The 13,105-nt window shown below is 41.3% G+C and carries 13 protein-coding genes; all 13 read right to left on the bottom strand.

Going from position 1 to position 13,105, the window contains the following annotated elements; genetic code table 11:
- Nucleotides 1-14: 14 nt before the first annotated feature.
- The 13 genes from alr to ppsA all read right to left on the bottom strand — a co-directional run bounded on the left by alr (nt 15) and on the right by ppsA (nt 13,070).
- Nucleotides 15-1,085, bottom strand: a complete 1,071-nt coding sequence (gene alr / locus A9Z07_RS07185) for an alanine racemase (protein ID WP_069577790.1) — start codon at nt 1,083-1,085, stop codon at nt 15-17.
- 59 nt (nt 1,086-1,144) lie between these two features.
- Entirely contained in the window at nt 1,145-2,590 is a 1,446-nt protein-coding gene (gene dnaB, locus A9Z07_RS07190) for a replicative DNA helicase (RefSeq protein ID WP_004771579.1), read from the bottom strand.
- A gap of 184 nt (nt 2,591-2,774) precedes the next feature.
- Nucleotides 2,775-3,074, bottom strand: coding sequence for a TM2 domain-containing protein (locus tag A9Z07_RS07195; RefSeq protein ID WP_069577791.1), 300 nt, complete (start codon nt 3,072-3,074; stop codon nt 2,775-2,777).
- Nucleotides 3,075-3,189: 115 nt separating this feature from the next.
- The gene (rplI, locus tag A9Z07_RS07200; RefSeq protein WP_004771583.1) at nt 3,190-3,636 is read right to left on the bottom strand and encodes a 50S ribosomal protein L9; all 447 of its coding nucleotides are present in this window, start codon (nt 3,634-3,636) and stop codon (nt 3,190-3,192) included.
- A 12-nt stretch (nt 3,637-3,648) separates the two neighbouring features.
- The gene (rpsR, locus tag A9Z07_RS07205; RefSeq protein WP_000090661.1) at nt 3,649-3,876 is read right to left on the bottom strand and encodes a 30S ribosomal protein S18; all 228 of its coding nucleotides are present in this window, start codon (nt 3,874-3,876) and stop codon (nt 3,649-3,651) included.
- Nucleotides 3,877-3,887: 11 nt separating this feature from the next.
- Nucleotides 3,888-4,271 carry a 30S ribosomal protein S6 gene (gene rpsF / locus A9Z07_RS07210; protein WP_004638540.1) on the bottom strand — a complete coding sequence of 128 codons (384 nt, stop codon included), beginning with the start codon at nt 4,269-4,271 and terminating at the stop codon, nt 3,888-3,890.
- A 383-nt stretch (nt 4,272-4,654) separates the two neighbouring features.
- Nucleotides 4,655-5,533, bottom strand: a complete 879-nt coding sequence (gene cyoE / locus A9Z07_RS07215; RefSeq protein ID WP_004771584.1) for a heme o synthase — start codon at nt 5,531-5,533, stop codon at nt 4,655-4,657.
- A 10-nt stretch (nt 5,534-5,543) separates the two neighbouring features.
- Nucleotides 5,544-5,873: a cytochrome o ubiquinol oxidase subunit IV gene (locus A9Z07_RS07220; RefSeq protein ID WP_004771585.1), complete on the bottom strand. Its 330-nt coding sequence runs from the start codon at nt 5,871-5,873 to the stop codon at nt 5,544-5,546.
- Nucleotides 5,873-6,493, bottom strand: a complete 621-nt coding sequence (gene cyoC / locus A9Z07_RS07225) for a cytochrome o ubiquinol oxidase subunit III (RefSeq protein ID WP_004771586.1) — start codon at nt 6,491-6,493, stop codon at nt 5,873-5,875. Before cyoC ends, A9Z07_RS07220 begins: the two co-directional genes overlap by 1 nt.
- Nucleotides 6,494-6,497: 4 nt before the next feature.
- Nucleotides 6,498-8,489 carry a cytochrome o ubiquinol oxidase subunit I gene (gene cyoB, locus A9Z07_RS07230; protein WP_004771587.1) on the bottom strand — a complete coding sequence of 664 codons (1,992 nt, stop codon included), beginning with the start codon at nt 8,487-8,489 and terminating at the stop codon, nt 6,498-6,500.
- Between the two features lie 3 nt (nt 8,490-8,492).
- Nucleotides 8,493-9,560: a ubiquinol oxidase subunit II gene (gene cyoA, locus A9Z07_RS07235; RefSeq protein ID WP_004771588.1), complete on the bottom strand. Its 1,068-nt coding sequence runs from the start codon at nt 9,558-9,560 to the stop codon at nt 8,493-8,495.
- A gap of 298 nt (nt 9,561-9,858) precedes the next feature.
- Nucleotides 9,859-10,623: an RDD family protein gene (locus tag A9Z07_RS07240; RefSeq protein WP_069577792.1), complete on the bottom strand. Its 765-nt coding sequence runs from the start codon at nt 10,621-10,623 to the stop codon at nt 9,859-9,861.
- 68 nt (nt 10,624-10,691) lie between these two features.
- Complete coding sequence (gene ppsA / locus A9Z07_RS07245; RefSeq protein ID WP_004771590.1) at nt 10,692-13,070, bottom strand: phosphoenolpyruvate synthase; 2,379 nt, start codon at nt 13,068-13,070, stop codon at nt 10,692-10,694.
- Nucleotides 13,071-13,105: the final 35 nt, after the last annotated feature.

The following is a 13,105-nucleotide window of genomic DNA, read 5'->3' on the forward strand; positions in this document are numbered from 1 at the left end:
GATTTTTTGTGCACTTAAATGACTTTACGTCGTGGTCGATTGCTTAAACGACACAATAATTCATAGCCAATGGTTCCGTTTGCTTTTGCAACATCATCTACGAGACGATTGGTTCCCCAAAGCTCCACTTTCGTGCCAAGTTCAGCTTTGATATTGGTGATATCAATTGCCATCATATCCATGCTGACACGTCCAACGACGGGAACGAGCTGTTGGTCAATGGCCACAAAATTCTGCTGCGTATAGGCACGTGGATAGCCATCTCCATAACCAATCGAAACAATGGCAATTTTTGAAGGGCAGGTTGCTGCATAGGTTGAACCATAGCCCACACATTCACCTTGCTGGATTTCATTCAAAGCAATGATTTCTGCACTAAAGGTCATTACAGCCTTGAGATCGAGATCATGTATATTTTTATCTACAAATGGGGAGGCGCCGTATAGCATGATGCCAGGACGGACAAAATCAAAATGCAGTTCAGGATATTTATAAATTGCCGCTGAATTGCAGCATGAGGCCAAAATCGGTGCACATGCCTCTTTAACCTGTAAGAATTGTTCTATTTGCTGTTCATTCAGTGGGTGATCTACATCGGCATTGGCGAAATGCATGGCGAGCACACAGGTAAAACCTTCTACTTTTAAACGTTGAATAACATCAATAATTTCAGTGACTTTAAAGCCTAAACGGTTCATTCCGCTATTCAGCTTTACCCAAACTTTTAAACCCAATGCATTGTAGGCTTGTTTATGCTGGATCAGCCATTCAACTTGATGGGTATGGTGAACGATACATTCAAGCTTTTGCTCAATGACATGGGTCATTTCATCTGCAGAGAAAATACCTTCAATCAGTGTGATCGGTTGAGTATATCCCAGTTGCCTGATTTCTAGCGCTTCTTCTAAACAGGCGACACCAAAGGCGTCTGTGGCATCCAAGGCGGCTAAACAATCTTTAACTCCGTGTCCGTAAGCATTGGCTTTGACCATACTGACAATTTTTGAATGTGGAGCAAGTTGTTTAACGCGGTTGAAATTATATTGTAGTGCATCACTATCAATATAAACTGTTGCTTGGCGCACCCTGATTTCTCCTTTGGGACGACTTGGAAAGTAGATAAAGCAATTAAATCGGGTAAAAATTATTCCTCATCATCATACTGGGCATAGAACTCAGGTGAGAGGTTACTAAAACGGGTGTATTGACCTTCAAAGGCAAGGCGTACGCTACCAATTGGACCGTTACGCTGTTTACCGATGATGATTTCGGCGGTGCCTGCTTCTTTTGACTCTTTGTTATAGACTTCATCACGATAAATAAACATGATTAAGTCGGCATCCTGCTCGATCGCACCCGATTCACGTAAGTCGGACATCACTGGACGCTTGTTTGGTCGGTTCTCCAAACTACGGTTAAGCTGTGATAGTGCGATAACAGGACATTGCATTTCTTTGGCAAGCGCTTTCAAGCTTCGGGAAATTTCCGAGATCTCACCCACACGGTTATCGCCCATACCTGGTACTTTCATCAACTGTAAGTAATCGACCATGATACAGCCGATTTTGCCATCATGCATTTTGGCCACACGACGCGCACGGGCACGAAGTTCGGTTGGCGGTAGGGCTGATGAGTCATCGATATAGAGATGCATTTCTTGTAATTGCAGAATCGTACCGGTCACTTTGGTCCATTCATCCGCATCCAGATTACCCGAACGCAAATGTCCTTGATGGACTTTACCCATTGCTGAGATCAAACGCATGGCAATGGAGTCGGCTGGCATCTCCATTGAGAATACGAGCGCTGGTAAGCGGTTATATTGCAGTACACTTTCAACCAGGTTCATCGCGAATGTGGTTTTACCCATCGATGGACGTGCTGCAACAATAATCAAGTCACCCGGTTGCATCCCTGAAGTTTTATTGTCCAGCTCTAAGAATCCGGTGGTTAAACCAGTAATGTTGCCATCGAGTTTAGAGAGTTCATCTAATTTTGTGATAACGTCAGCAGTTACAGAGCTGATTGATTTTGGCCCAGAATCTTTTTTATTGTTGTTATGCTGTTCTGCCAAAGAGAAAATACTGGTTTCTGCTAAATCAAGAATTTCGCTGACTGGTCGACCCTTGGTGTCATAGGCATTTTGTAAAATATCACTGCTGATCTTGATCATGTTACGCAGAGTTGAGAATTCCTTGATTTTATTTGCATAAATTTCAAGGTTGTAGAAGCTTGATGGAGAGTCTGCCATCAATTGCATTAGATATTCTTCACCACCAATGGCATCAAGCAAGTTTTGTTTGAGCAACCAGTCATTCACCAAAACAGCATCGTAAGGTGAGTTTTCTTGTGCCAGTTTTTCAATGGCACGATAAATATATTTGTGACGTGTTGCATAGAAATCATTTTCTTTCAGTAAGTCACTGACTTGTTCAAATGATTCAGCTACCGTCATCAAAGCAGCTAAAACAGCTTGTTCAATTGCAAGATTGTGAGGTGGAGTACGGAATTCTTTTAGTTGACCTGAGTCACTCACTTTACTCTCTGTGTTTGGAGAATTTTTTGTAAAATTGGCATTCGCCTGTGACATAACAAGACCTAATAAAAAAGATGAAACACGACCGAGTGACTATCTTAATCCAAATGAAGCTGATCTGGACAATTTAATTCAGGGAAAATTGTGTAAGTGATGCAATAGCATAATAGATAGTCATTTCTGCTATTACATCCAGTGTGGTCAGGTTGGTGTAAAGATAAAAATGAGCGATTTTACATTAAGGTTTTGCAAACCAGTCTTGTACGAACTTTCCATTTTTTAAGCGGTAAGCAGAAAGACCGTAGCGAAGATCATTCTTTTGAGCATCTTTGACAAAACCTGTATCTTTGCCCAAGGAATAAAGGAAGGCATCAAGCAGAAGTAGGATGGCATCAATAAACCACCAGAAACCTAAGCCACCAAATGTGATTAATTTTAAAATACCACTGGTCTTTTTGCCGAGATAGAAACGATCTATTCCGAAAAAACCTAAAAACATTGCGAGTACCAAAGCGATGATACGATTCTTCTTTTGCATATGAGGCCCTATAGAGATGAGAATTATAAAAATTTAAAACTTAATTCGAAGTCTTTTTGTATTTTTTAGACATAAAAAAAGAGCATGTAAAACATGCTCTTTTTCTTTGCAGAAATTACTCAGATACGATAGTAACGAGAACTTCAGCAACAACATCATGGTGCAATTGGATTGCGATGTTGAATTCACCAGTGTGACGAAGCGCACCGTTTGGTAAACGAACTTCTGCACGGTCTACAGCAAGACCAGCATTAGTTAAAGCATCAGCGATGTCACGAGTACCGATAGAACCGAAGAGTTTACCTTCGTCACCAGCTTTCGCAGTGATAACGATGTTAACTTCGTTCAATTGTTCAGCACGTGCATTCGCAGCAGCTAATACTTCAGCTTCTTGTTTCTCAAGTTCAGCACGACGAGCTTCAAAAGCAGCAGTGTTTGCTTCAGTTGCAGCTACAGCTTTACCTTGAGGGATCAAGAAGTTACGACCGTAACCAGCTTTAACTGATACTTTGTCGCCTAATTTACCAAGGTTTTTAATGCGTTGTAATAAGATAACGTCCACAGCTCACCTCACTTACTTATGGTTGTCAGTGTACGGAATCAAAGACAAATAGCGAGCTTGTTTAATAGCTAACGCTAATTGACGTTGATAACGAGCTTTAGTACCTGTAATACGGCTAGGAACAATCTTGCCGTTTTCAGTGATGTACTGTTTTAAAGTGTCGATATCTTTGTAGTCGATGTACGCAACATTCTCAGCTGTAAAGCGGCAGAACTTGCGACGACGGTAAAAACGTGCCATTGATGTTCTCCTTATTCAGCTTCTTGAACTGCTTGTTGTGCTTCTTCACGTTGAGCTTTACGCGCACGTTTTTCTTCAGCACTCTTAGCAAGTAAAGATTCTTCAGTAATTGCGTGTTCACGACGGATGATGATGTTACGAATGATCGCGTCGTTATAACGGAACAATTCTTCTAATTCATCAAGAGTCGTTTGACCACATTCAACATTCATAAGAATGTAGTGTGCTTTGTGAATTTTGTTAATCGGGTAAGCCAATTGGCGGCGGCCCCAATCTTCTAAACGGTGAATTTGACCTTCAGCTTCTTTGATCTGAGAGATATAGCGTTCAACCATACCTACAACTTGATCGCTTTGGTCTGGATGTACCAATAGTACGATTTCGTAGTGACGCATTGTCAGCTCCTTACGGTTTAAGCAGCCCCTAATTATAAAAATCAGAAGCAAGGAGTCATAACTTAAAAAGTTATGTCGCAAATTGCGAAGCGGGGATTATATTCAAATCAGAGCGATAAAGCAAATCTGCTTGGTTTTTTTAGTTTTTATTTTTTGATAAAAAAGTTAAAAATAGAATGAACATTGATCTTGGGTGAAATGAGAAGGGGGCTTTAAAAAAATAAAAGGTGCGAGCAAACTTGATCATCAATTCTATCGTAGGATCGAGTTTAAGATAACGTAAGGTGAACGTCTCATTTAGGCAATAAAGAAGCAAATGTTTTTATTGCACGAAATGAAGAACTATACAGGGAGAATAAAAAGATAGAGAATCCTCTATCTTTTTAAAAAATAGGGAAGAATGGTGCAGGGCTTTTAAAGGTAAAACTAAAGCTTAAACTAATGACAGTAACGAGAATTACTGAAAAAAGGAAAAAGCGTTTAGCCCAAAGTTGATCGTCTTTAGCCTTAAATCCTAAAATACCAATGTAGAACCAATAAATACAAAGTGCATTACAGATCACCAGAAAAATGATGTTGGTGTATCCATATACAAATAAAGCATTCATTGCAACGGTAAATAAAACCACATAAATCAGTGATTCAATCTTCGTTCTTAAAATTGAACGTGCCACAGGTAAAATAGGAACGCCTGCATTTTTGTAGTCGTCAAAACGATAAATTGCGATTGCCCATGAATGCGGCATTTGCCATAAAGCATATGCAACGAAAATCAATAAGGCCGCCATATCGAACTGATGACTTACAGCCGTATAACCAATAACAGGAGGACTCGCTCCAGAAATACTACCAATGACAGTTTGATGGATTGTGGTACGTTTCGTCCACAAACTATAAAAACCGACATAGACCACAAAACCAATCACAGCAAATAAAAATGCATAGGCATTGACATAGAACCAGAGAATGCTAAAGCCAATAACGCCTAAAACCAATGCATATAACATGGCAACAGTAGGGGAAATCGTTTTAGTCACAAGCGCTCGGTTCATGGTGCGCTGCATTTTTTGATCGATGTCTTGATCAATTACATTATTCACCACACAACCAGAAGCAACTACAAGTGTTGTTCCAATCAAGGTCAATAATAATAAGAGGAAGTCTATAGAGCCTTGGGCGGCTAAGAAGAAGCCGCCCAAGGTGGTAATAAAATTACCGAAGAGAATTCCTGGTTTAGTCAGGAATAAATACTTTTTCCACATGACAATCAGTTTAGATCATCATGTTGTAGTGTAAGTAATTCATAATCCACACAGAGCCGACTAAAAGTACAGCGATACATAAGATTGTGTAGATAAATGCAATAAGGTTCCAACGTTGATCAGACGATGTATTCATGTGTAGGAAGTACACAAGTTGTACAAGTACCTGAGCAACAGCAGTAATTGCAATTACTGTAACTAAAACGCCACGACTGAAACCGCCAGCCATCACCATCCCGAACGGGATGATGGTGAGGATAACAGATAGGATAAATCCAACAGTGTATTGCTTAAAGTTACCGTGTGACGCACCTGCAGCATTATGGTCATGACTACTCATTAGAGAACTCCCAGTAAGTAAACGACGCTGAATACACAGATCCAAACGATGTCAAGGAAGTGCCAGAACAAGCTTAAGCAAGCAAGACGACGTGTATTCGGTAAAGTCAAACCATTCTTTTTGATTTGATACATCAATACCAGCATCCAGACTAAACCAGAAGTTACGTGGATACCGTGTGTACCAACCAAAGTAAAGAACGATGATAAGAATGCACTGTGAGTAGGACCGTGGCCTTCGTGTACAAGGTGATGGAATTCATAGATTTCCATACCAATGAACGATGCACCAAAAAGGAATGTAATGAATAACCAAGTGATCACTTGATTTACATTCTTTTTATAAGATGCAAGTACAGCAAAACCAAATGTTACCGATGAGATCAATAAGGCAAATGTTTCAGTTAAAACGAAACCTAATGAATCATGGAACAGGTCATATGCACTTGGGGTTCCTGGCGGGATATGACTGCTTAATACAGCGAACGCAATGAAGAGTGATCCGAAAAGAATCAAGTCACTCATCAAGTATGTCCAGAAACCAAAGACCGTTAAGTCCGTATCATCATGTTCATGATGACCATCGTGGCCGTGGTTGTCGTGATGAAGTACTTCAGCCATTTCCTTAGTCCTTCTTCAAGTGTTTTTCAAGTAAAGCATAGCGTTCGTTTTCAATACGCTCAACTTCAGCAGCAGGAACGTAGTAGTCAACATTCTTGGTGAATGAGCTTACGATCAAGCTAACAACAGCTGAAACGAATGAAACAACAACAAGCCACCAAATATGCCAGATAAGTGCAAAGCCAAGTAATGTAATGAACATTGCAATGACAAAACCAGCAGCACGATCAGTCGGCATGTGGATGTCTTCATATTTAGTGTTACGTGCGTATGCTACACCATTTTCTTTGTCAGTCCAGAAACGGTCAACACCGCTAGCTTCTGGTACATGTGCAAAGTTATAGAATGGAGCAGGAGATGACGTTGCCCATTCAAGGGTACGGCTATCCCATGGATCGCCAGTATGGTCCATGTTGTCCTTACGTTGTAAGAAACCAACGATGATTTGCATCAAGAAGCATGCAATACCGATCGCAACAAGAACAGCACCGAATAAAGCGATAGCCAAGTACGGATCCCATTCTGGGTTGTCATATGTATTCAAACGACGTGTCATACCCATGAAACCAAGGATATAAAGTGGCATGAATGCAAAATAGAAACCGAAGAACCAGAACCAGAACGCAGCTTTACCCCATGCTTCATTGAGCTTCCAACCAAACATTTTCGGCCAGTAGAAGATGATGCCGGCAAACATACCAAACACCACACCACCGATAATTACGTTATGGAAGTGAGCGATCAAGAATAATGAGTTGTGTACAAGGAAGTCCGCAGGTGGAACAGCCATAAGTACACCAGTTAAACCACCAATACCGAATGTTACAAGGAAGCCAAGCGTCCATAACATAGGGGTAGTGAAGGTGATGCGACCTTTATACATTGTGAATAACCAAGAGAAGATTTTCACACCTGTAGGAATCGCAATAACCATGGTCATGATACCGAAGAACGCGTTAACGTTCGCACCAGCACCCATGGTGAAGAAGTGGTGAAGCCATACAACGAACGCAAGAACAGTAATCGCGATAGTTGCATACACCATAGACTTATAACCGAACAACGCTTTACGAGAGAAGGTTGCAACGATTTCTGAGTATAGACCAAATGCTGGTAATACCAAGATATATACTTCAGGGTGACCCCAAGTCCAGATCAAGTTCACGTAAAGCATTGGGCTACCGCCAAGCTCATTGGTGAAGAAATGGAAGCCGAAGTAACGGTCAAGCGTAAGCATTGCAAGTGTACCTGTTAATACAGGGAATGATGCAATGATTAATACAGCCGTACAAAGTGAAGTCCACGTGAAAATAGGCATATCCATCAATTTCATGCCAGGTGCACGCATTTTGATGATGGTAACAAAGAAGTTAACACCAGATAAAAGCGTACCTAGACCAGAAACCTGAAGTGCCCAGATATAGTAGTCAACACCAACACCAGGAGAATATTGAATGCCAGATAGAGGAGGGTAAGCCATCCAACCAGTCGCAGCAAATTCACCTAATACAAGTGAAAGCATCATCAAACCAGCAGCACCAGCGAATAACCAGAAGCTTAAAGAGTTCAATAATGGGAAAGCAACGTCACGAGCACCAATCTGTAAAGGTACAGAGATGTTCATCATACCGACAACGAGACCCATTGCCACGAAGAAGATCATGATAACACCGTGCGCGGTGAAGATCTGGTCGTAGTGGTCAGGATGTAAGTAACCTTCACCGCCGCCTTTAGCGAGGAAAAGTTGTAGACGCATCATGATCGCATCGGCGAAACCACGCAAAAGCATGACAACAGATACGATGATATACATGATACCAATCTTTTTATGGTCTACAGTAATAAACCACTCATTCCACAAATATCCCCATTTTTTGAAATAGGTGATACCGCCTAAAACAGCAATTGCACCAAGTGCCATAAAGACCATGGTGACAAGTACAAGGGGTTCTGTCGGGATCGAATCCCACCCAAGTTTACCAAAAATCATATCCATGTCTTATTCCCCTTGAGCAGCGTGTTCTGCTGCAGCATGAGTTTCTGCTGTTGCATGTCCAGCAGAATGGTCAGCACCGTGATAGTTACTCATATAGTGGTTGATGATTGTTTCAAACAATTTTGGTTCAACTGATGAGTAATAAGTCACTGGGTGTGGCTTAGTCGGGAACGGTGTCATCGCTTCAGCTTTAGCAAGCGCTTCTTCATCACCAGCAGCTTTAGCACGATTCACTAAATGCTCGATCTGATGCTTAGAACGATCGCCATCTTTCAGCGTTGCTAACTCGGCTTGGTCAAGGATCGGTTTTTGAATGGCTTTTGTACCATGCTCATCAACAACGATTGTGTCGCCTTTACCAGCTTTGATGTCTGCTACCCATTGTGCAAATTCTGGTTCAGTCACACTGTGTGCTTTAAAGCGCATTTGTGAGAAACCGTAACCTGAATAGTTTGCTGAGAAACCACGGAAAATACCTGGTTCATCTGCTAATAGGTGCAGGTGAGTTTGCATACCAGCCATTGCGTAGATCTGGCCACCTAACTGTGGGATGAAGAAAGAGTTCATCGTAAAGTTAGAAGTGATCTTAAAGCTTACTGGTGTTTGCTCTGGGAAGCGTACTTCATTTACCGTTGCAATGTTTTGCTCAGGATAGATAAAAATCCACTTGAACTGTTCAGCGACAGCTTGAATAGTTAATGGTGCTTTATCAGATTCTAACGGACGGTAAGGGTCGTACTTGTGGGAACCCCACCAAGTTAACCAAGCTAAAATACCAATAATAATGACAGGAACACCCCAAACAACGATCTCAATTGTCGTAGAGTGTGCCCAAGTAGGTTTATAGTCTGCATCTTTATTCGACGCGCGATATTTCCAACCAAACCACAATGCCATAACAATTGATGGAATTACCACCAATAGCATTAAATAGATCGCAGTCATCATCAAGTTACTTTGACCTTGACCAACTGGACCTTTATTGTTTAGAAGTACCATATCACCGCCACACCCAGTTAAGAGCGCGGCCATCGCAGATAAAGACAATACAGCTAAAATCGTTTGTCTCATTTTACAACCTCGGTGAAGAGTCCCATTCCCTAATTAAATTATGGGATAGCGATTAAAGTGTCGCGTGATTGATAAGAATTGTTTAAAAAATGCTTAGCAATCACGCGACACCGCTACGTTGTTGGGCATTATGCCTCATATTGAAGAACTAAGCTACTGATAAAGTGGCCTGAAATGCTTGTTTTAAAACCCGATTTATCTTGTAGGAATTAAGGTTGAGTTAAGTTCTTTTTGTATAGATATCAATTTAATATAAAAGAAAAGAGGAATAAATCCTCTTTTCTTTATTGATTTGTGATTACTGTTTAATTACCTTGGTTTTTGCCAATTTATCGTGCAGAGTTTGACGATTTTTGTTCAATGCGAAGAAAGCATAATCAACAATTGTAATAAATGGCATAAACAGCAGATTTAAAATAATGAACAAAATACTGCGTAACCAAAAAGCGCGAATTGAGCTGACTTGAGTAAATGTTTCAGCATCTACAATTTTAATTTTCGCAATTTTCTTACCAATACTCTGACCTGATTTTGCAATAAAAAAAGCCTGAATTATGAGCATAATAATCAAATAAGCAAAAATACTCATCCATGCTTCATTCGGAATAAGGTGCATGAGCTGCTGCTGTAATTCTACAGCCTTACTTGATGCAACTTGAGCTGCCTGTAATTGCTTTTGAATTTCAAACAATTCTTTATATTGGCTTTCGTTAAAGAAAAAAGAAGGAATAGCTGCCATTGGCAACCAAAGAATCAAGTCCAGTACTTTTGCAAGCGCACGAGAGTGGAAGGGTGCTAATTCTGGTTTGGCTTTTTGCTCAACCTTGATTTTAAAAGAAGCGTTCTCTGTTTCTGTTTTAATCGGAGCACTAAAAGGTGTGTAACCTACAGGTTCGTATACAAGTTTACCTTGAGTAAGTTCACCAAGTGTTTTCCATTCAGTCATACCTTCGTGCCAAGCCAGATCCGTCAATAAAACTTGTTGACTGGCAAGCATTTGGTTCACTTGTTCTAAACTATAGGGACCAGCTTGTTGATTGTTACGAGCCAAGTAAATTTGCATAATTTAAAAATCTCAATTACGAAAGATGAAAAAAGACCCTACGAAAGAGGGTCTTTTTCTAAAAAAGATTAAGCTTTCTTGATCTGTTCTTCAGCGAGGAAGAACCAAGTATCAAGCACTGAGTCAGGGTTCAATGACACAGATTCAATGCCTTGTTCCATGAGCCACTTCGCAAGGTCAGGATGATCCGAAGGACCTTGACCGCAAATACCAACGTATTTGCCTGCTTTGCGGCATGCATGAATTGCCATAGAAAGAAGCGCTTTAACTGCTGGATCACGTTCGTCGAACAGGTGAGAAACGATACCAGAGTCACGGTCAAGACCGAGTGTTAACTGGGTTAAGTCGTTTGAACCAATCGAGAAGCCATCGAAGTGTTCAAGGAACTGTTCAGCCAATAATGCATTGGTTGGAAGTTCACACATCATGATCACTTTTAGACCATTCTCACCACGTTTTAAGCCGTTTTGAGCAAGTAATTCAATCACACGTTTTGCTTCAGAAACCGTACGTACGAATGGGATCATGATTTGAATGTTGGTTAAGCCCATTTCATCACGAACTTTTTTCAATGCACGACATTCAAGTTCGAAGCAGTCACGGAAGTTATCCGAAACATAACGGCTTGCACCACGGAAGCCCAACATCGGGTTTTCTTCTTCTGGCTCGTAAAGTTTACCGCCGATCAAGTTTGCATATTCGTTTGACTTGAAATCAGACATACGAACGATCACTGGCTTGTCTGCAAATGCTGCTGCAAGTGTAGAAATACCTTCAACCAATTTCTCAACATAGAATTCGATTGGAGAAGAGTAGCCCGCAGTACGCGCCATAACAGCAGCACGTGTTTCGCGTGGTAAGCTGTCAATGTTCAATAATGCTTTCGGGTGTACGCCAATCATACGGTTAATGATGAACTCAAGACGTGCAAGGCCGATCCCTTCGTTTGGAATCTGAGCAAAGTCAAATGCGCGGTCAGGGTTACCCACGTTCATCATGATTTTGAACGGTAATTGTGGCATAGAGTGAATTGAGTTGCGTTGCACTTCAAAGTCTAGCGCACCTTCATAAATGAAGCCTGTATCACCTTCAGCACATGAAACAGTCACTTCCTGACCATCAGCAAGAACTTCTGTTGCATTACCACAACCGACAATCGCAGGAACACCTAATTCACGTGCAATAATTGCTGCGTGACAAGTACGACCACCACGGTTGGTCACAATGGCAGCGGCACGCTTCATCACTGGTTCCCAATCTGGGTCAGTCATGTCAGATACAAGTACATCACCGTCCTGTACCTTGTCCATTTCTTTAATCGACGTGACAACACGGACTTTACCAGAACCGATACGTTGACCGATTGAACGACCTTCACAAATAACAGTACCACGTTGCTTTAACAGGTAACGTTCCATTGTGCCGACATTCTGGCGACTTTTTACTGTTTCTGGACGTGCTTGAACGATATAGATTTGGCCGTCATCGCCATCTTTCGCCCATTCGATGTCCATTGGAGAACCATAATGCTGTTCAATGATCAAAGCTTGCTTCGCTAATTCGTGAAGCTCATGATCATTTAATGCAAACTGTTGGCGTTCCTGTTTTTCAACATCAACGATCACAACTGATTTACCCGCCGCACCTTCTTCACCATAAATCATTTTCTGGTGTTTAGAACCGAGGTTACGACGTAAAACAGAATGTTTACCCGCATTTAATAATGGTTTTGATAAATAGAATTCGTCAGGGTTAACAGCACCTTGTACAACCATCTCGCCCAAGCCGTAAGATGCAGTAATAAATACGACATCACGGAAACCAGATTCTGTATCTAGTGTAAACATTACACCAGCAGCGCCTGTTTCAGAACGAACCATACGTTGTACACCAGCAGAAAGGGCAACAACACTATGTTCAAAACCTTGGTGTACACGGTAAGCAATTGCGCGGTCATTATAAAGAGAAGCAAATACTTCTTTAATCGCGATAAGAATATTATCAATACCACGGATATTTAAGAAAGTTTCTTGTTGCCCTGCAAATGAAGCGTCAGGTAAGTCTTCAGCAGTTGCCGAAGAACGTACAGCAACGGCAATGTCTGGGTTGCCGTTTGAAAGTGCTGCAAAAGCATCACGAATTTCTTGTTCTAATGTCGCAGTAAGCGGAGTGTCAACAATCCATTTACGGATTTTCGCACCAGTCTCAGCAAGTGCAATGACATCATCAACATTGAGTTGGGTAAGTTCAGCCTGAATTCGAGCATTTAAGCCGCTTTGATCCAAGAACTCACGATAGGCAGCAGCAGTTGTTGCAAAACCACCCGGTACCGATACACCAGCATTGGATAAATGGCTGATCATTTCACCCAGAGATGAGTTTTTCCCACCTACGAGTTCGACATCGTGTTTTCCTAATTTTTCCAGACCGATTACGCGCGCTTCCAAAGTATTTACTCCACTTTTTTTGCAGTATGAATGAC

This window comes from Acinetobacter sp. YK3 (assembly GCF_001729365.1).
GTDB lineage: Bacteria > Pseudomonadota > Gammaproteobacteria > Pseudomonadales > Moraxellaceae > Acinetobacter > Acinetobacter vivianii.